The 19,531-nt window shown below is 42.8% G+C and carries 17 protein-coding genes; 5 read left to right on the forward strand and 12 right to left on the reverse strand.

Annotated elements, in window-relative coordinates:
* Window positions 1-87: 87 nt before the first annotated feature.
* Entirely contained in the window at window positions 88-1,347 is a 1,260-nt protein-coding gene (locus SFC25_RS03765; protein ID WP_411214207.1) for an MFS transporter, read from the forward strand.
* A 175-nt stretch (window positions 1,348-1,522) separates the two neighbouring features.
* On the forward strand, window positions 1,523-2,002 hold the full coding sequence (locus SFC25_RS03770; protein WP_411214004.1) for a pyridoxamine 5'-phosphate oxidase family protein: 480 nt from the start codon (window positions 1,523-1,525) through the stop codon (window positions 2,000-2,002).
* A 488-nt stretch (window positions 2,003-2,490) separates the two neighbouring features.
* On the opposite strand, the gene SFC25_RS03775 is transcribed toward SFC25_RS03770, so the two are convergent.
* A complete protein-coding gene (locus tag SFC25_RS03775) occupies window positions 2,491-3,666 on the reverse strand; it encodes a NupC/NupG family nucleoside CNT transporter (RefSeq protein WP_411214005.1) in 1,176 nt (391 codons plus the stop codon).
* A 480-nt stretch (window positions 3,667-4,146) separates the two neighbouring features.
* Here SFC25_RS03775 and SFC25_RS03780 point away from each other — a divergent pair, with 480 nt between their 5' ends.
* Entirely contained in the window at window positions 4,147-4,902 is a 756-nt protein-coding gene (locus SFC25_RS03780) for a hypothetical protein (RefSeq protein ID WP_411214006.1), read from the forward strand.
* Between the two features lie 76 nt (window positions 4,903-4,978).
* Entirely contained in the window at window positions 4,979-5,503 is a 525-nt protein-coding gene (locus tag SFC25_RS03785; RefSeq protein WP_411214007.1) for a DUF6141 family protein, read from the forward strand.
* Between the two features lie 123 nt (window positions 5,504-5,626).
* Here SFC25_RS03785 and SFC25_RS03790 read toward each other — a convergent pair whose 3' ends face one another.
* From SFC25_RS03790 to SFC25_RS03815, 6 genes are all read right to left on the reverse strand, one after another.
* Window positions 5,627-6,022, reverse strand: a complete 396-nt coding sequence (locus SFC25_RS03790; RefSeq protein WP_411214008.1) for a VOC family protein — start codon at window positions 6,020-6,022, stop codon at window positions 5,627-5,629.
* 201 nt (window positions 6,023-6,223) lie between these two features.
* Window positions 6,224-7,726, reverse strand: a complete 1,503-nt coding sequence (locus SFC25_RS03795; RefSeq protein WP_411214009.1) for an FAD-dependent oxidoreductase — start codon at window positions 7,724-7,726, stop codon at window positions 6,224-6,226.
* 59 nt (window positions 7,727-7,785) lie between these two features.
* Window positions 7,786-11,349 (reverse strand): dynamin family protein, encoded by a 3,564-nt coding sequence (locus SFC25_RS03800; RefSeq protein WP_411214010.1) that lies wholly within the window; start codon window positions 11,347-11,349, stop codon window positions 7,786-7,788.
* Between the two features lie 89 nt (window positions 11,350-11,438).
* Complete coding sequence (locus SFC25_RS03805) at window positions 11,439-12,482, reverse strand: C45 family autoproteolytic acyltransferase/hydrolase (protein ID WP_411214011.1); 1,044 nt, start codon at window positions 12,480-12,482, stop codon at window positions 11,439-11,441.
* Between the two features lie 73 nt (window positions 12,483-12,555).
* Window positions 12,556-12,825 (reverse strand): hypothetical protein, encoded by a 270-nt coding sequence (locus SFC25_RS03810; RefSeq protein WP_411214012.1) that lies wholly within the window; start codon window positions 12,823-12,825, stop codon window positions 12,556-12,558.
* Between the two features lie 190 nt (window positions 12,826-13,015).
* Window positions 13,016-13,108, reverse strand: a complete 93-nt coding sequence (locus SFC25_RS03815; protein ID WP_038560545.1) for a YjcZ family sporulation protein — start codon at window positions 13,106-13,108, stop codon at window positions 13,016-13,018.
* A 387-nt stretch (window positions 13,109-13,495) separates the two neighbouring features.
* Here SFC25_RS03815 and SFC25_RS03820 point away from each other — a divergent pair, with 387 nt between their 5' ends.
* Window positions 13,496-13,591: a YjcZ family sporulation protein gene (locus SFC25_RS03820; protein ID WP_411214013.1), complete on the forward strand. Its 96-nt coding sequence runs from the start codon at window positions 13,496-13,498 to the stop codon at window positions 13,589-13,591.
* Between the two features lie 110 nt (window positions 13,592-13,701).
* On the opposite strand, the gene SFC25_RS03825 is transcribed toward SFC25_RS03820, so the two are convergent.
* The 5 genes from SFC25_RS03825 to parC all read right to left on the reverse strand — a co-directional run bounded on the left by SFC25_RS03825 (window position 13,702) and on the right by parC (window position 19,530).
* Window positions 13,702-14,331, reverse strand: a complete 630-nt coding sequence (locus SFC25_RS03825; protein WP_411214014.1) for a PepSY domain-containing protein — start codon at window positions 14,329-14,331, stop codon at window positions 13,702-13,704.
* A gap of 88 nt (window positions 14,332-14,419) precedes the next feature.
* On the reverse strand, window positions 14,420-15,757 hold the full coding sequence (locus tag SFC25_RS03830; RefSeq protein ID WP_411214015.1) for a sensor histidine kinase: 1,338 nt from the start codon (window positions 15,755-15,757) through the stop codon (window positions 14,420-14,422).
* The gene (locus SFC25_RS03835; RefSeq protein WP_411214016.1) at window positions 15,754-16,449 is read right to left on the reverse strand and encodes a response regulator transcription factor; all 696 of its coding nucleotides are present in this window, start codon (window positions 16,447-16,449) and stop codon (window positions 15,754-15,756) included. The genes SFC25_RS03830 and SFC25_RS03835 overlap by 4 nt, the downstream gene beginning before the upstream one ends.
* Before the next feature lie 18 nt (window positions 16,450-16,467).
* Window positions 16,468-16,932, reverse strand: coding sequence for a flavin reductase family protein (locus SFC25_RS03840; RefSeq protein WP_411214017.1), 465 nt, complete (start codon window positions 16,930-16,932; stop codon window positions 16,468-16,470).
* A 156-nt stretch (window positions 16,933-17,088) separates the two neighbouring features.
* A complete protein-coding gene (gene parC / locus SFC25_RS03845) occupies window positions 17,089-19,530 on the reverse strand; it encodes a DNA topoisomerase IV subunit A (protein ID WP_411214018.1) in 2,442 nt (813 codons plus the stop codon).
* Window position 19,531 lies beyond the last annotated feature (1 nt).

Raw genomic sequence — 19,531 nt, forward strand, 5'->3', positions numbered from 1 at the left:
TTTGTGCGTGCTATGATAGTGCAAACCTAGGTTGGAGTTTTTATAAATCGATAATATAGAGAGGTGATTGATATTCCGAAAAATAAAATGGATGTACAAAGCTATGTTCGTTCTCCTGAAAAACAAACATCCTTATACAAACGGACATTATTCGTAGTGAGTATTTCACAAATCTTTGGGGGCGCAGGATTAGCAGCGGGAGTTACCGTGGGTGCGCTCATTGCCCAGCAAATGCTTGGAACCGATGCCTACGCTGGTTTACCTACTGCGTTATTTACATTAGGTTCAGCAGGAGCTGCATTCTCTGTCGGCAGGCTTTCACAACGGTATGGTCGCCGGGCAGGTCTTTCGGCGGGATTCATCATTGGCGGAATTGGAGCAATAGGAGTCATCATTGCAGCGGTTATAAATAGTATCCTGCTATTATTTGCTTCCTTACTCATATATGGTGCAGGAACAGCAACCAACCTGCAAGCTCGTTATGCAGGCACAGATTTAGCAAATAGCAAGCAACGAGCCACAGCTATCAGCATGACAATGGTTTTCACAACATTCGGCGCCGTTGCTGGACCAAACTTAGTCAATGTAATGGGAAGATTTGCTGCGACTATTGGTGTTCCAGCACTGGCAGGTCCATTTATATTAGCAGCAGCAGCTTACATATCAGCAGGTCTTGTCCTCTTCATTTTCCTTCGTCCGGAACCATTAGTCATAGCACGGGAGATCGAGGCAACGAAGCAGGTGAATCGTAAGAGTGAAAATCCGGCTAAATCTGGTCATTTAAATAAGCGTGGCATTCTAGTTGCTGCAATCATCATGATTCTTACACAAATTGTCATGGTAGCTATTATGACAATGACACCGGTGCACATGCATCATCATGGCCATGGATTGAGCATGGTAGGTCTTGTTATTGGATTTCATATTGGCGCGATGTATCTCCCCTCTTTATTTACAGGTATTCTTGTCGATAAATTGGGCCGCACAATAATGGCAGTCGCTTCTGGAGTTACGTTACTTCTGGCAGGATGTATTACTGCATTAGCTCCCGGTGATTCCATGACTCTGCTTATCATTGCTCTATCTTTACTCGGATTGGGATGGAACTTCGGTCTGATAAGCGGTACGGCACTCCTTGTAGATTCAACCGAAACCAGCACGCGAGCGAAAACGCAAGGTACAGTGGATGTTTTGATTGCTTTATCGGGTGCTGCTGGCGGCGCTTTATCCGGGATGGTTGTAGCAGGTTCAAGTTTTCCAACGTTATCCATTATTGGTGGCGTTCTTTCGGTTTTATTGATTCCAGTGATGATATGGTATCGTCGTCAAAACAGGATTAAGAATTAAATTGGATAAAGGCTGTGCCCCCTAACGGTGTACAGCCTTTTCTATTTGACTATCTTATATACGCATTTTAAGAAAAACCGCAAATCTCATAGAGTGAGTTTAGTAAGCTGTACACCCGAATAAAAATCGACATGAAGGGTAGTATACCTATATAAACTAGTAAAAGGTGGCGTAAATGATGAAGCAAGAAGAAATGGCAACATTAAGAGAGCTAATCAAAGACGTAGACACGGCGATGCTGACGACTGTAGCTGAAGAAGGACTTGTTTCTCGCCCTATGAAAACGCAAGAAGTAGAATTCGACGGGGACCTATGGTTTTTTACTAAAAAAGAGACTGATAAATATGAAGAGATCCTGCATGATCGAGATGTGAATGTCGCCTATGCTGGCAAGTCTTATGTATCTGTACGTGGACGAGCGGAAATCGTAGAGGATTTAAACAAGAAAAAGGAATTATGGAACAAAGCATATGAGAAAATCATGCAAACCTCCTATGATGATCCGAATGTTGTCTTAATAAAGGTACAAGCAGAAGCAGCGGAATATTGGGATACGGGTAATTTCAAGAAACAAATCGCCTTTATGTATAAACGTATGAAAGGAGAAAGTGCCAAATCGACGGATGTTAACGAAACGGTTGAACTGAATAAATAAACAATGATAGAAAGAGAGGCGGAGTTTCTTTTGAAACTCCGCCTCTCTTTTTTCTAAATATACTTAAATAAATGCATATTACGTATCATGTAAGCTGTTGATGACCTTCCAACAGCAAGTATGCTAGTCAAAAAAAGTTATGCCGATAGGAACAGCATAGTTTTCTCCAGCAATTCCGACTAACTGAGAAGTTACTGCTCCTAATGCAGACTGATTGGAACAGCCGCCGCACTGCAGGAAGCAGGAGAAATCTATGGAGTGACATTGCTGATCATTGTCAGCAGAGCCATAAATTTGACCATTTCAACTCCACTGCAGCTATCACGGATGGTTGCAAGGGGAGATCACAAGTCCTGCTGGAGAAACCACAAAACAATGAATCACACTCGCTGATTATTCCTGAGCCATTAAGGTAACATAAAACAAAAAAAGACTGTACACGAAGTTGTGTACAGTCTTTTTTGGTTGTAATTTAGATACTCACGCTCTTACAGGAACAGTCCTACTATCGTTCCTGTCAAAATTGATCCCATTGTAGCCACTAAAAGAACTTTGAATCCGACTTTAGCCAGCAAGCTTGCCTGCTTTTGATCGATAGCCTGTACCGTACCCAAAATCATCCCAATGGAGGAGAAGTTCGCAAATGAAATCAAGTAAGCCGAAACAATACCTACTGTTTTTGTGGACATGTCAGGCAGTATTTTGACGAAATCAGTAATTGCAACAAACTCGTTAGCAGCTACTTTTGTACCCATGACAGAACCGGCATTAACAATTTCGGAAGTTGGGATTCCCATGATAAATGCTACAGGAGCAAATACATAACCGATGATTTCCTGGAATGTCATCCCCACTATACCATCCAGAATAAAGTTAACCATTGCAAGTAACGCCATATACGTAAGTAACATTGCTCCTACAATAAGAGCCGTTTTACCACCTAGAATTGTTCCATTACCAATAGCTTCAAAGAAAGATTTCTCATTGTTCATTTCTTTTACATCTATCTCAAAATCTTCTTCCTTTGTTACCGGCGCTACAATGGAAGATAATATCAGACCTGAGAAAACGTTTAATGGCAGTGCTACTAGAACATATTCAGCGGGAATCAACTGTAAATATGCTCCTAGAGTTGAACATGATACCGCTACTAGTGATGAACTAGCGACAATAAACAGTCGGTTAGGACTGAGTTTGTGAATTTGCGACTTGACGGACAGAATTGCCGTTGTATTACCAAAAATCATGGCGTTCACAGCAACGAATGATTCAATTTTCGGAAGACCAGTTATTTTGGAAACAAAACCGCCTATATACTTAATGGCGAACGATAGTATTTTGGTATAAGTTAAAATGGATAATAATGCAGATACAAAAATAATCATCAAAAGAACGTCAAAGAAAAAATAACCCTTTGTAGATAAGTCACCTAGTAAAAATGCGATTCCTTCATGACCAAATGAAAGTACTTTCGTGAATACATCTACAATCTTCTTGATGATGGTTCTGCCAATGGATGTATTCAGCAAGAACCAGGCTAATATAAGCTGGATAACTAGCATGATACCAACAGCTCTATAATTGATGTTCTTTTTATCGTTTGACATAGCCCAAGCAACAGCGACTAAAACAAGTATTCCTAAAATCCCAATAATAATAGACAATTCATTTACCTCCAACTCTGCAGAACCTAAATGGCAACAGTGAATTTTTACTTAGCTTTGGTCAATTTTAATCTTTCTATAATCTAGGCAATGAAAAGCCACCCTTATTACAATTTGTTAAAATTTTTGTTATAAATACACGATTAATGACTAATCTGCTCTATAAGCTAACTTCCTGCTAAATATTAGCATCTATTATTACATATATACCAAAGCATGATAACTCTTTTAAAAGTAGTTCTATAATTTACATTTTTCCTAAAATACGCTTAACTTATTTATTAAAATTGTTAAGTAAGTCTGAAAAAAGCAAAAAGGAAAAAACCTAGAATGCTGAGTTCCAGATTTTCCTTCTGCCAAGTAAGAGATCGACATTTAACCATATAAAAAGACCATGATATTCCACTTAATTCTCATCACTTCCTTTATTTGGAACAATCACTGCGTTACAATATACATGACGAAGAAAGGAATGATTATATGAGGATGCTCAGTAAGAGCTGGTATTCGTATGCTGCACTTTCATTACTTGTTTTAGTGCTTGCTGGCTGCGCTAGCAATACTAATGGAAGTTCAGAAGAAGATTCTAAAGAAAATTTAACTGCTGCTTCAGCATCTGTTCAGCAGAATGTAGAGTCTGAAGGTAAAAATCAACCAGGAAAATCAGAAGATGAATCTGAGTCTGAAAGAGAAACAAAAGAATCTGACTCAACTGAATCAGGAGATACTGCTGATGCGTCTCAAGTGAAAGAAAATATCCAGTCTTCTGAGATAACAAAAACCAGTGAAGACACGACTGATACATATGAAACCGAAGGAGATAATCTATTGGCGGGATATTCCGCTGAAGAAATCGAATACGCTAGAGTATGGCTGCAGCTAGGTCCAAACCAGCAGATTGACGGATTGTATATACGCCATATTCCAGCTGGCACAGCACTAGAACCTGATTATTTTCCTAGTGTCACTTATCCGGAAGATGTCGTTCAGTTAAGTGGTTCCCGCATAGTGGATGGATCTGTAACATATAGCAGTAATGGAGATGGCACGATCAATGTGTACAACGTTCCATTACCAGGACGTTGGTATGGGGGTTCACCCACTCCTCCAGAAGGTTTAGATGAAAGCACAATGACACAGGAATTAGAAGATATAATTACACATACAGAGCTTGTTTACGTTGATCCCGGAAACGAGGAAGCTGTCATAAAGTTCATTGACCTGATCAGTAATTAATATTCTTTTCCAATAGTGGGCTGTTATTTGAACAGCTCACTTTTGTTTTATTCAAGCCTCTGCCTATTTTAAAGGAGTGATTGTTATAGAAACAAATAAAGTAATTTATAAAGAAATCCAACGTCCCAGGCAGCCCTTGCTTTGGCTTATCATACTGACTATTGCAGGAATAACTTGGTACGGCTTTATTCTGCAAGTTGTCTTAGGCCTTCCTTTCGGCAGTAATCCGGCTCCAAATGCTGTTGTAATATTGTTTTGGATTATCTTTGGAATTGCTTCTCCAGTCATCATACTCAAATGGACAAAGCTAGTTGTTGAAGTGCGCGAGGGTGGTCTATATATTCGTTTTATACCGTTCCATTTCCATTATAAAACGTTCTTGTATAAGGACATTAAGCATTATAAAGCTATCCAGTACAGTCCATTAAAGCGTTTTGGCGGCTGGGGATTACGCGTGAATTTCAAAGGAGAAATGGGTTATATAATGAGTAGTAAGAAGGGAATAGAATTGACTTTAAAACATCAAACAGTAGTGATTAGTTCTCTTAAACCAGAGGAAACGATAAAGGGGATGGAAGCTTTCCATAAGATTGATCTGTAAGAGAATATCTGTCTAGTATTGTCGTAAGTATATGGTTGAAAAGAACTGTAATGAAACAGTTTCAATGAAAAAGCTGCTAGTCATATCCAGCAGCTAATCACTCTCTAACATATTAAACTAATCCTATGGCAGATTTAACTGCCATGAAACTCCGAACTTATCATCCGTCCAGCCAAATTTCCTACTGAAGCCATAATTATCAAGCGGCATACGCTCTATACCACCCTCGTTTAGTTTCTGATAAAGATCATCCAGTTCCTGCTCCGTATCACATGTAACATAAATCGAGAAAGACGGTGTAAACGAGAATGCATGATTTACATTACTGTCTATACACATAAAATCTTGACCTTTTAAGGAGAATGCGGCTAACATCACTGTTCCTTCAGCCCCACCTTCATTCGCTCCATATCGAGTTATGGTTTTAATTTCTGAATCCTCAATGAGTGATGTATAGTAATTCATCGCTTCTTCTGCTTTGCCGTCTTGAAACATTAAAAATGGTGTAACTCTTTCCATTATCCGTACCTCGCTTTCATTATTCTCTCGTTTTTTAAAGTCGCTAAACCAGTTAGTAAAGCATGTGGTTCCTTCCTATACGAATCAATTCAGCATCAGCATAATACTATCTTCTGCATGTCACCAACAATACCTTCCAATGGAATAAGAATCGTAAACTAGAAAAAGCTGCTGGGCGCCAACCAGCAGCTTTTTCTCCACTTAATCTCTATCCAATGCTCGAAGCGCAGGACCCTCCACAACTTCCCCTACAGCCGTAAAGCGAGATCCGTGGCAGGAACAATCCCATGTATGATCTGCATCATTCCACGAAACTGGACATCCGTTATGCGTACAAGAAGCACTCATTTCGTGCAACTCCCCCTGTTCATCCCGATAATAAGCCATCGTCTGGCCTTTCTTTTCAAGAATGGCACCTTTTCCAATCGGCAGGTCATCTGGTTTCAAAACAGCTTCATTGCTGATACGATTCACATCATCCTCACCGATACTGACAGCTTCTGCTTCTTCCATTTCACGGCCAATTTTAAATACATCTGCAAATTCATTATCTTTACCTTCAATAAGATCAGCGAGTAAACTAGCGGCAGCTACACCATTTGATAAGCCCCATTTACCGAAGCCTGTTGCTGTGAAGATTCCGGGCGCATCGTCACTTACTTTACCGACGAATGGCAGCTGATCGGTTGTGAGCAGATCATGGCTGGACCAGTGTTCATAAAGTTCTTCTACTCCAAATTGCTCTTCAGCAAATTGATAAATTCGTTCGTATCGATCAAGTATAGAAGAACCATCGCCAGTCACATGGGATTCCCCTCCGACAAGCACATAATGATCGTCGCCTTTTCTCAAACTCCGAATGGAACGTTTTGGCGACTCCAGACTGATGTACATACCGTCAGGATACGGTTTCTTCGATTTGATAGCAATGCCGTAAGAATTCTTTGGGTTCATATTCGAGGAGAAATATTGATTCTCCACCTGCACCGGAAAATGTGTTGCACTGACAACATGATTAGCTGTAATTGTATGACCATTTTCTGTCTGGACTACCGGGCGAGACTCCGTATCGAACGAGACAGCTAGTGTCTGTTCATAAATACTTCCGCCTCGCAGCTCGATTTCCTTCAATAAGCCTACTAAATATTTCACCGGGTGGAACTGAGCTTGCTGACGCATGACAGCGGCGGCTTTGATAGGGATGTCCAGCGGCATCGTGTCAGCTAAATAGCCATCAATCTGAAGCTTGCGGTAGGCCTCTACCTCTTTCTCAATTGTTTCCACACCTTCATCCAGCTGTGTATAGATATAAGCCTCCTGCTCCTCGAATTCACAATCAATTCCATGCTCGGCTGCTGTATCCTTCACATAATTGATGGCCCGCAGATTGGCTTGGAAATATTTTTTTGCAGTTTCCTCGCCATAGCGTTCAATCAAGCCCTGATAAATGATATCGTGCTGTGCCGTCAGCTTACTTGTTGTATATCCTGTCGTACCAGAGATAATTTCACGACCTTCGATAAGGACGACACTTCTGCCTCGCTTCGTTAGTTCGTATGCTGTCGTGATACCGGCGATCCCTGCACCAATAACTAATACATCCGTATCCAGATCTTTTTCCAAAGCTGAATATGTCGGCATATCCGTTGAATTACGCCAATAAGATGATGGTTTCTGTGAAAATAGCTTTTGTGTTTGCTCCATGACTGCTAACCTCCTGGACTATTGCCTTTTGGTTATACAGTATCCTGGATTGGCATCGGTCAAACTTTTTCCGGTGTAAGGGCTGTGAAAGTTTGAATTGCTTGCTGAAGCTTTTGACGGGATGATGTGTCTGTCAAAGCCCGGAGCATACCAGTATAATAACTTTCCAGCTGTGCCGCTGTCTCCTTCTGAAGCAGTTCTTCCTCTGACCTCCAGATTTTTTCATAGTGGCTCTGCATAGCTGATGTATACACATGCAGTAAGTCAGCAAGAATCGGCTCCATCAGCTTAAGGAGTTCCTCTTTGAGCTTCTCTTTTTCGTTTCCTTGGAAAAAGGGCTTTGGACCTCGATACAGTTTTTGGAGTCTTAAGACAGTACTCTGCTCAAAGCGGAAATGCGTTTCTGGCGGCGAAGTTTCCGGCAGTTCCCTATCTGCGGGTACTGCCAAGGATAACACCTCGTTCACCGATTGTATGGCTTGCTCCAATCCGCTTCTCCACTGCTTTATCTGCTCTCGGACTGTTCTGTCTACTCGAATGGTGACGGCCCGGTATTCCTGCTCCAGCTGAATTTGGACCCTCTCAGCAAACTCTTTAATCTGCCGGACTACTTCCGCTTTACCTGATGATCCGCTGCTTCTGATCAATGATGGATTAAAGCATTGTTTAAACAGATCATTCGCTTCAAGTAGCTGCCTTTCTTTCACATAATGCAGCTGCTTTTCAATCCGCTGTACAATTGCCTGCAGAAACACAGACTGTGTATACGTCTGTGCTTTAGCTAAAACTTCATTTTGTTCCTGTTTATATTGATGGACTTTCTGTAATTTCGCTTCTTCATCTAAATCCATCGCATTGCTATACGCTTGCAGCTGTCCATATTGTCTTTTCAATTCCTGCCTTGCGCCTTGTATAATGACTTCTGTCAGCTCGTTTCGTATGAAGCCATTTAATTCATATTCCAGCTCGCTGAGCCCCGAATTAAGCATCTTGGAAGTCTGTTTCTCCTGCAACCCAAGTAAGCTGCTCAAGGCGAATAGACGCGGCTGTCTGATTTGGAAGTTTGCCAGATTCGATGCCACATAGGAAGTGACATAACGGACTTCTTCATCATCTTTAGCCAAATCACTCGCATTTACGATGAAGAACATATTGTCTTTCTCCAAAGCTCCTTTTACCTTTCCCAGTTGCTGGAGCACTTGTTCATCTGCCTTCGAGAATGCGTGATTATAGTAAGTCACGAAAAGGATCGCATCTGCATGCTTCATGAATTGGAACGTCACATCCGTATGACGGGCGTTGACTGAATCCGCTCCAGGAGTATCAATCAATGTGACACCTTGCTTCAGGAACGCATTATCCAAATAAACGGTTATCTGTTCGATAAAACAGCTTAATGTCTCTTTTGTTACATGATCACCGAACTCCTCGAACGGAATTGTCCCTTTTGTACCAAGACTAGCGTGTACCACATTGTACCCATTTTGGACCGCTTGCAGAAAAGCTTGATGCCTTTTATCCTGCACAAGATCAGTCGGGTTCTCAGATAAGAAATCCTCCAGCGTTAGCTGCTTTCCGCTTAAGCTCTCGATATCAGCCTCGATATGCTGGCGTGATTTCCACTTAACGGCTACAGTCTGATGCGGATGCTCTCTGGTTGCCTGCTTCAGCATATTGATCGATGCCGTAGTTGGGTTCGGAGACACTGGCAGTAAACTTTCACCAAGCAACGCATTGGCAAAAGAAGATTTTCCGGCGCTGAAAGCTCCAAAGAGGACCAACGTGTAATCTTGATGTATCAGTTTTTCTTTTCTATTCTTGATATCTTCTATTGCTGATTGAAATCCTTCGACACCGTTGAGTGCAGCAGCAGCTTCCTCCAACTGTCCCGCCATCTCTTCTGCTGTCAGCTTTCCTTCTGATTTATGCTGCACAACTGCCTCCGTTTCCAGCTCTTCTTTATTTGCCTTGGTAACGGAATCCAATAGATCCATGCTTTCTTTGAGCTGGTATCGATTGATCATTGCCTGTCTTGCCTTTTCGATAGCTTCTGCATCCGTATTGCGCTCTGTTTGGCGAATTTGTTTTGCGATTTTTTCATAAGACTGATGCAGCTGATTTATTTCCGATTCGATCCGTTCATTTTCCGCAGCTTTGCTTTTTTCCTGATCTTCGAGTTGTGTCGCCTGCTGATAGGCTGCTTGAGTTGTCTGTATTGCAGCTTCTGCTACTTGCAGTGCTGCCTTCTTGTAAGACAGCTTGATATGATCCTCGACAGCAGCTGTGTAGACCAGTGTATATGTACCATTTTTACTTGCTCCTGGTTGGAGGTGCTGCTCCAGTAAATCAGCTGGCAGCTCAACTGAGAAATCCTGCAGCAGTACTTGTACGGAATCTGTATATACATCATGCTTCTTCGCCCAGTCGCTAAGCTTATCGCGAATCCGCCAAACCAACTGCTTCTCTATTTGCTGATAAATCAATTTTTCTGTCTTAGCCCGCCGCTGCTCCCTTTCTTCTGCTGTCTTTCGTTTACTGCTAAACAAACCTACTTTAAAATCAGGAAATGTCGATTCTAAATAGACTTCGGCTACTTCTCGTACTTCATAAGGCATCAAATTCGCATTCTTGAGTGTCTGCTGAATCGTTTCCCGTCCGTCTTCTTCTGCAGCTTTCTGCTTCTCCCGCCAATTGCTGGCTGCATCCGCAGCGGTGTGATCCAATTGATGACGCTGCTCCCACAATGCTGCTTTCTTTTCCGCTAATTCTTGTTCTGCGTCCTGCAGATAATTAGCAATCAAGCGTTGTTTACCTCGCTCCAGTCCTGCTTTATGCAGCTGTTCCTGATTGGCCAGCATGTCTTGCATCTTTTGTTTCACAGCGTATAGCTGATTATGTTCATGATCCAGTTCTTTCAATGTCGTATAATAAACTGCTTCAGGTGTAATATGCCATTGTTCAAATACGTTTGTGACCCCAGTTTGGAAATCGGCCCAAGCCAGTTCTTCTTCCCGATGCTTGTCAATTTGATTGATGATCAAATAAAATGGCTGTTTTTGTTCGGATAGCTGCTGTAAAAACAGCAAGTTCACTTCCGACTGCACATGATTATAATCTGTCACATAAAACATACTGTCCACGAGATGCAGTGCCGATTCAGTCATTAATCGGTCTGCATCGTCACTCGCGTCGATTCCGGGTGTATCCATCAAAGCTACCCTCTCTGGGAGGACTGTTTGGTCATCTTGTATGTCGATTCTGCGAATATCTTTATTCCTGCAATATGTATCCAATGTTTCTTTGCGGTACGGAGAAGGAAGTTCATATTTCGTATCATCCTCTCCATAAGCGAAGACTTTCGGCTCTCCTTGCTGAATGGTCACAATATTGGCGCTCGTCGGTATTGGACTGGCTGGAAGCACTTGGTCACCAAGCAGTGTATTAATAAGTGAGCTTTTTCCTGCCGAAAAATGCCCCGTGAAACAGATGAAGGCAGTTCCTTTCTCAGCCTTCTCCACCAAATCCAGCACTTTCTTGCTATATTGTGGTTCATTTTTTGTTTCGAAATATTGATATAGTGCTGACAAACTGAACAATTCAGTTGTTTCCGCTGTTCGCCGCATAGATGATCCCTCCTCGTATGTATGCGCATTCATATTTTTTATTATAAAACAGGAAAACCGCACTTACCATTGTAAATGCGGTTTTCTTCTCATTCTCCCATATAAGGAATACGGACATCCGTGTCCAAATCACCCGTAAACTGACTGAATGGCAATTCTTCACCCTTGAGCCAGCTGCCGAAATCAACTTCAGTCGGCTGCTGATTTCCGATAGCAAATCCCATTTTCAATTCCTTTGGTTTATACACAGATGTATGGATAGTACCTCCCCAGTTGCGATACTGGTCTGAGAAAACATCATATTTTGGATCGTTTAAAAGACGGAAACCTTCAGATGCGACCATATTTTCTTTATAATGCGTCTGGATGTTATCCAATCGCCGCTTACTATCCACAAGATGATGGCGGTTCTCTTTTGTCAGCACGTCAAAGTGGTTCGTACTATAGCTTGCTTCTCGCACTGCAGTACCGCGCGGGCTGCCCTCTACCACACGACGGACACCAGCAGCATCATTTATTACATAGTTAAAGGAGTGACGATGCGGCATTTCTGTCAGTTTTTCGACTGCTTCTTCTGTCGTCGAACACGTCTCCAGAAGGATACGTGAAAGCATATTGCAAATGAAGCCTTCCTCAGGGAATCTTTGGTGCACAAAATTATAGCCAATCGTCAATCCTTTTTCATTCATGCCATCAATACGTCCAAGAATCCGCTGGGTTGGACCGATAGTAGCGAAATACTCTTGTTCTGATGGCTGGTATAAAACAAAGCGTCCCTCATATGTTTTCGGATGGTAATCATAATTCCGTGCAAGAAAATCAGTGCCGGCGACGATTGAACAACCGGAATTGATCCATTCCTGCTGGAAGCCGCTGTAATCCATCAATGTTTCCTCGATGGAAAGACCAAGTGCATCGCTGAGCCCTGTCAGCTCTTCATAAATACCAGGATGGTAGCTGCGGAACATGCGGAAAGCATCTGCTGGATTTACGGTAAAACGGCGGCGATTCCGCTGCTTTTGTTTTTGCTGATATGCATATAACGGTGTATTTTTCAGGCGTTCTCCTTGCATCACGCCGAAATCATAATGTGATCCACGGTAAGTGAGAACATTGGAATGTATCTGTTTCATAGGCGGACCCTTCTTTTCTGCATAGTATCTTCCTATTATCCAATACGATGCAGGCAAGAGGGAAGTGATATGCTTACCTTGATTGCATCTTACACACTGTAAGCTGAGGAGGATATGATTCAAGGATGCTTGTGTATGTAACTGTAATTTCCTCTCCATTCTGAATAGTACCGGGTATTGCAACTCCGTTCAGCTTATAACGTATTTCTTCATTCTTGGGGATGATATACAGATTATCTTCCGTAATATCCAAATACCCTGTCATCTGTTGCTGACATTTATTTGAGACGGGCTCCTGATAACTGCATCCAGTTAGTAGTATGACAAGGACGAACCATCGCATTTAGACTTCACCATTCCATACGCAACCTGGACTGCTCCAGGCATCAAGTGAAAACCCTTCCACAGATAATTCCTCCTAATCCTATAAGTTATAATCATTTTACCTGGTTGGAAGGGGGAAGAGCTATTGTTGGACCTCAAATGACATACAAAAATGAGACTGCATAGATTTGCAGTCTCATTTATTTAAATCAGCACCATGCTGCTCCAACGATGATAAGCAAAATAAACAAAACAACGATAAGCGCAAAACCTGCGCCGTAGCTGTATCCTCCGTCGCTCATGAAAACACCTCCATGTACTTTGGTAGTAATATATGAATAGCGTTAATCCACTGTATGGTTATTGGCCCATCTTGCTAAAAGTTTTGGAGGAAACTATCCAAATAAAAAAGCCGGCGATTTTGAGCTTTTTTATTTGAGATAGCCCGGGATAGCTGGAGGTATGCACCAATACATAGCATATAAAGTGGTGTCTTTGTATGCTATGTACTGAGAAGGAAAAATGTTATAGCTAATGGCTGATCGCCAATAATCACATGGATTGGTGAGGAATATATTCTTAATAAAAAATGGGTTGTACCAATTATATAAAACATCTGAATATTACCCATTCAAAGCCAGCAGACAAACCATATAATACATCATCTTTGAAGAAAGGGAGGTGTAAAGATGGGTTACGGAACAGGCTTTGCTTTAATCGTTGTATTGTTCATCCTTTTGATCATTGTTGGTGCATCTGGCAAGGGTTACGGAAGCAGCTACTAATTTACCAATTACACAGACAGGTCGAACGGCCTGTCTAGCATCTTTAAACCTTCTGCTTGTTCTGCTGGTTTCGGACAAGCTTCCAAGAAAAAAAGCAGCTTCCCGCTGCTTCAATCTTCCTCGCTATCATATGCGATTGTTACGATTTCTCCGGATTGTGCGTTGATGACCACTTCCGCTTCATCATCGGCTGTTTTAAGCTCTAATTCGTAAACTGGCAGTCCATCTTCCTCATCAAACTCCGCATCGGTCACGCTGCCGCCTACTTCATCTGTCGCAATTTTAATAGCTTCGTCCATCGTAATTTTCACTTCAGCCTGTGAAGCCTGCTTTTGTGAAGGAGCTGTCTGCTCTTTGTCCGATTGCTGCTGATCGTCAGCAGATTGCTCATTTTCACTTTGCTGCTGGTCATCGCCAGACGGTTGATTTGTGCTGTCTGTATTCGATGAAGTTATCTGTCTGCTGCTTTCTTTCAAACTGATTACTTCCCCGGTATTTCCGTTCAAAGTCAAATCATACAGCTTCTCTCCGTTTTCCAAATCGATATCATATCTCGGCTCGCTTCCGCTGCGATCCAACTCAATTTCGGTTACGGTTGCGTTATATTGTTTTTCCGCTTGCTGCCGCGCTTGATCGACTGTCATCTCCGGCTCTCCAGCTGATGCCTGCATTTGATATATACCAAAGACAGCAACTATTAGCACGACAACCGCAGCAGGAATAATCCACTTTTTCTTCACTTCTATCGCCTCCAGCTATGATCTATAGCCAGTATATATTTTCTCCATTAAAAGAAAGGTAAGTACTTTATTAGAATTTGATGAGAAGTTACTTTGGAAGACGTACGGTGAACGTTGAGCCTTCACCTAAGACGCTGGCTGCTTCAATCTTCCCCTCATGCAGTTCTACGAGCTGTTTGGCAATGGCCAGACCGAGACCGCTGCCTCCTTTTTCCCGGGTGCGGGCTTTATCCACCCGGTAAAATCTATCAAAGATACGCAACTGATCTTTCTCATCGAGCCCTTCTCCATAATCGGTAACAGTCAGGATGGCTTCATTCCGCTCAGCCTTAACACTTATCTCGATTAGCTCGTCACTGTATTTGATGCTATTACTTAACAAGATATAGACGACCTGCTTCAGCATATTGCTATCTGCCAAAACGAATAAAGCCTGCTCCGCGCGTACAATGATTTCTCTTTGGTAAGCTGTTTCCATCGCTGCTGCACATGTTTCCGCTATACTGCCAAGATCCACAGATTCTTTTTGCAGCAATTCCGGATCATCCTTTGCTAAAATCAGCAGCTGGTCGACTAAAGCTTGCATCCGTTCCGTTTCACTATGAATTGCTTGGACAGATTCCTGCTGTACGGCAGGATCATCAGCACCCCAGCGGTCCAAGAGCTTACTGTAGCTCTTGATGATACTGATTGGTGTTTTCAATTCATGTGAAGCATCAGAAACGAATTGCTGCTGCTTCGAAAAGTTTTCTTCCAGCTGATCGACCATTTCATTAAATGTTTCACTTAGTGCGTGGAGTTCGTCATGACTTCTGTTTTCTGTTTCCATACGTTTCCACTTGCCACTCTTGCGGATAGCCTGCATCGTCGATGTCAGAGCCAGGATAGGCCGAAGCAGAAAGCTTCCCAGCAGTCTGCCTCCGAGTATGGATGGGATCAGTATGATCAATCCCGCTATCGTCAGACAGTATTTGAGCACTTGCAGTGTCTGTCCTAAGCTGACAAGCTCTTCTGCAACCTGCATCGTATAAATGCCATTATCCCGGATAACAGGAATCGACACTTCTGCATACCAGCTGCCATTGTGGTAATATGTTTGATCCTGTTCCTGTGAAGTGTATGTAAATGGGAGCTCCCGATACTTTTCAGCTCTCGTAATCACACCCTCACTTTGTCCATCGGACCCTATGAAACGCACCAGCCCCTCCGCTGGCAAATCTGCCTGGAACAAACTAGTACGTGACGTATCCTTCCAATCGACCGTGGCAGCGGTCTCTGCCAAGGCCCGGCCTTGTTCATGTAATCGATCGACACTATTATCCAAACTTACTTGCCGGAATAAGAAATAGATAGACATATTTACGATGAGCAACAGGATCACCAGTGTAACAACTATGTATAATTGGATCCTTGTCCGGAGCTTCACTTCTCTTCATCCTTGATCGTATATCCGACACCCCGGACAGTCTTGATCAGCTTACGCTTTTCACCTGTATCGATTTTCTTCCGCAAATAGCGGATATACACATCGACCACATTCGTGTCACCAGCATATTGGAATCCCCAAACTCTCTCCAGCAGCTGATCACGTGTCAAAACCTGTTTTTCATGCTTCATGAGGAACAATAGTAAATCATATTCCCGTGGTGTAAGCTCTATCTCCTTTTTACCGCGGATGACGGTCCTTGTCTTCTCATCAAGTGTCAAATCACCAACCTGCAGTGCAGGATCTTGTACCGCAGCGGCTGATACAGTATGGCGAAGGTGGGCACGTATGCGCGCCAATAATTCTTCGATTTCGAAGGGCTTCGTCATATAGTCTGTTGCACCTAGATCGAACCCGCTTACCTTATCAGGTACTGCATCTCTAGCTGTCAGCAGCATGACCGGGACATGGGCATCCTGCTTGCGAATGCGCCGCAGCAGTTCCATTCCGCTTAATGATGGCAGCATCACATCCAGTAAAATGAACTGATAGGTATTTGCATAGAAAGCTTCCAATGCATCCAGACCGTCGTATTTTACATCAACAGCAAAACCCTCATGCTCAAGCTCCAGCTGCAGCAGCCTTGCCATTTTCTTTTCATCTTCCACTACCAGGATTGTAGTTTGCTCCATAGGCTCTGCTTCCTTTCCTTATGTCGCTTTGATTTCTCGGTAACTGCCTCCGAAGTACAGCACTGGATTACCGTCACGCAGCACTAAATCTTCCACTTCTCCAATTATGATAACATGGTCACCAGCTATTACTTTATCCACAACTTTACACGCTAGATTGACAAGGGCTCCATCTACAACTGGAACCTCCTGCAGTTTTGTGATCGGTACTGGATTCTCCTGCTCTTTCTGCTTGGCAAATACCATGCTGACATCTTTTTGTTCCTCTTTTAAAACGCTTACTCCGAAAGTAGGATTTGTTTGCAAAATGTCATATAATGACGCTTTTTTATCAATTGATATGGCAATAAGTTTCGGTTCCAGTGATACCGACATGAAGGCGTTCACTGTCATTCCTTTAATCTCCCCAGCAACCTCGGTTGTAACTATTGTAATACCTGTTGCAAATTTCCCCATTGCATCTCTAAACGTTCGATTATCCATTCTGCTCCCCCGTTCATTTAGCTATACGTAAAACTATACCATGTAAAATGCGTCGCCTGTCAATTATTCTATCCTTGCAGAGTCTGACGTGTGCAGTAAAAATGAAAAAGAGAGGCTAATAGCCTCTCTAGTTTACATAATAATATTACCGTTTACTTACGGCTTGTCTTGTGGAAATGCAATGTCGTATATTGCTTCCGGATACGTAGCGACTACTTCTCCGTGCTTATCTGTATCCAAAACATAAGAACCATTGCTGTAGCGATCATTTGCATTCAAATTCATCGGCTCGAGAATATGATCCTGCTTATCCTTCGTTTCCATATGAATCGTTGCTGCCTGCTCCAATACGTAAAAACCGACAATTCGATGCGGGTTCTTTTTCAATTCACGAAGCATGACAACACCTCGTTTCGCCCTGCCGGATAGTTCGAATTCCTTCAGTTTCATCCGTTTTGCGGAACCTCTATGCGTGATGACTACGACACTCGGCGAATGCTGCAAATCAAAAGCCTGGGCACCGACAATATACTCGCCTTCTTTCAGCTGCATACCTTTGACGCCTGCTGCACGTATGCCGATCGGACTGACTTCTTCTTCGGTAAACCATAATCCATAACCTGAATTTGTGGCCATGAACAGCTGTTTGTTTCCATCAGTCAAAGACACATGACAAACTTCATCGCCTGCCTTCAGATTGATGGCAGTCAAAGATTTGTTTGCTCGTGTTGCTTCATAAAGCTGTAATTCACTTCGTTTCACAGAACCATTTTTTGTGAAAAAGACAAGATAGCCACCTTGCTTGAAATCACGCACCGGAATGCTGGCAATGACTTTTTCGTCTTTATCCATGCTTACGATATTGGCCAGATGCTGTCCTTGATCCTTCCAGCGGATATCCGGCAGCTCATGCACTGGCATGAAACTGTACTTCCCTTTATTCGTGAAGACGAGCAGCTTATCAGTCGTATTGATTTCCTGCATGCCGATCAGATGATCTTCTTCCTTGATCGCCAAATCCTCACCATTGGAAGCTTGATAAGAACGAAGACTAGTCCGCTTAATATAGCCATCATGTGTAACAGTGACCAGAACATCCTCTGAAGCAACCATTACTTCCAGATTGATCTTCAGTTCTTCGATTTCATCCTCGATCACTGTGCGTCGATCTGTATGATAGGTTTTCTTGATTGTCCGAAGATCTTGCTTGATTACTTTCAGCAATGTCTTTTCGTTCTTCAGGATATCCTCAAGCTTTTGAATCTGCTCATCCAGCTCCTGCGCTTCACGCTGCAATGCTGTAATATCTGTGTTTGTCAGACGATATAGCTGTAAATTCACAATCGCTTCTGCTTGCGCTTCTGTGAAGCCATATGCTGCCTCGATCCGTTGTTTCGCATCAGCTTTATCCTTGGATGCACGGATGGTTGCAATCAATTCGTCGAGAATGGATATCGCTTTGATCAATCCTTCAACGATATGCTTCCGATCTTTCGCTTTTTGCAGTGTATATGCCGATTGTCGCGTAACGACTTCTTTTTGGTGTCCGATATAGGCATCCAACAGACTAGCCAAACCGAGCAGCTGTGGTGTTCTATCCTTGATTGCCACCATATTGAAGTTGTAAGAAATCTGCAAATCGGTATTTTTGTATAGATAATGCAGGATACCTTGTGCGTCTGCTTCTTTTTTGAGCTCTACTACGATTCGCATACCAGTACGGTCTGTTTCATCTCGTACTTCTGCGACACCTTCCACTTTCCGGTCCAGACGGAGCTCGTCCATTCGTTTAACGAGATTCGCTTTATTCACTTCAAAAGGAATTTCATCAATGACAATTTGCTGTTTGCCGCCTTTGAGATCTTCGATGCTTGTTTTTCCACGGACAATGATTTTGCCTTTACCGGTCTCATATGCTTTCTTGATACCGTCTACACCCTGAATAATACCACCAGTAGGGAAATCAGGACCTTTCATGACGGTCATCAGTTCATCTACCGTGGCACTTGGCTTGTCCATGCGCATGATAACAGCATCGATTACCTCACCAAGATGATGTGGCGGTATTTCTGTCGCATATCCAGCAGAAATACCAGTTGATCCATTTACAAGCAAGTTAGGGAACTTTGCCGGAAGAACAGTTGGTTCCGCATTCGTATCATCAAAGTTTGGCACAAATTCAACTGTATTTTTATCGATATCCCGCAGCAGTTCAGAAGCGATGCTGGATAATCTTGCTTCTGTATAACGCATTGCAGCCGGCGGGTCTCCATCGACACTACCGTTATTCCCATGCATCTCAATAAGTACGTTACGGACTTTCCATGTCTGGCTGAGTCGCACCATTGCTTCATACACCGAAGTATCTCCATGCGGGTGGAAGTTACCGATTACGGTACCAACGGTCTTTGCCGCCTTCCGAAACGGTTTGTCATGTGTATTCCGTTCATCAAACATTGCGTATAAAATCCGGCGCTGTACCGGCTTTAACCCATCTCTGGCATCCGGCAGCGCGCGGTCTTGAATAATATATTTACTGTATCTGCCGAATCGGTCTCCGATGACTTCCTCCAATGGCAGATCCAAATAGTTTTCCAAA

This window comes from Terribacillus saccharophilus (assembly GCF_046592595.1).
In the GTDB taxonomy this organism is placed as follows: Bacteria; Bacillota; Bacilli; order Bacillales; family Amphibacillaceae; genus Terribacillus; species Terribacillus saccharophilus_C.

Excerpts from the sequence above, each read along its gene's own strand:
- SFC25_RS03765 (WP_411214207.1), top strand. The coding sequence starts at position 88 with ATGGATGTACAAAGCTATGTTCGTTCTCCTGAAAAACAAACATCCTTA.
- SFC25_RS03770 (WP_411214004.1), top strand. The coding sequence starts at position 1,523 with ATGATGAAGCAAGAAGAAATGGCAACATTAAGAGAGCTAATCAAAGAC.
- SFC25_RS03780 (WP_411214006.1), top strand. The coding sequence starts at position 4,147 with ATGAGGATGCTCAGTAAGAGCTGGTATTCGTATGCTGCACTTTCATTA.
- SFC25_RS03790 (WP_411214008.1), bottom strand. The coding sequence starts at position 6,022 with ATGGAAAGAGTTACACCATTTTTAATGTTTCAAGACGGCAAAGCAGAA.
- SFC25_RS03795 (WP_411214009.1), bottom strand. The coding sequence starts at position 7,726 with ATGGAGCAAACACAAAAGCTATTTTCACAGAAACCATCATCTTATTGG.
- SFC25_RS03800 (WP_411214010.1), bottom strand. The coding sequence starts at position 11,349 with ATGCGGCGAACAGCGGAAACAACTGAATTGTTCAGTTTGTCAGCACTA.
- SFC25_RS03805 (WP_411214011.1), bottom strand. The coding sequence starts at position 12,482 with ATGAAACAGATACATTCCAATGTTCTCACTTACCGTGGATCACATTAT.
- SFC25_RS03810 (WP_411214012.1), bottom strand. The coding sequence starts at position 12,825 with ATGCGATGGTTCGTCCTTGTCATACTACTAACTGGATGCAGTTATCAG.
- SFC25_RS03815 (WP_038560545.1), bottom strand. The coding sequence starts at position 13,108 with ATGAGCGACGGAGGATACAGCTACGGCGCAGGTTTTGCGCTTATCGTT.
- SFC25_RS03820 (WP_411214013.1), top strand. The coding sequence starts at position 13,496 with ATGGGTTACGGAACAGGCTTTGCTTTAATCGTTGTATTGTTCATCCTT.
- SFC25_RS03835 (WP_411214016.1), bottom strand. The coding sequence starts at position 16,449 with ATGGAGCAAACTACAATCCTGGTAGTGGAAGATGAAAAGAAAATGGCA.
- SFC25_RS03840 (WP_411214017.1), bottom strand. The coding sequence starts at position 16,932 with ATGGATAATCGAACGTTTAGAGATGCAATGGGGAAATTTGCAACAGGT.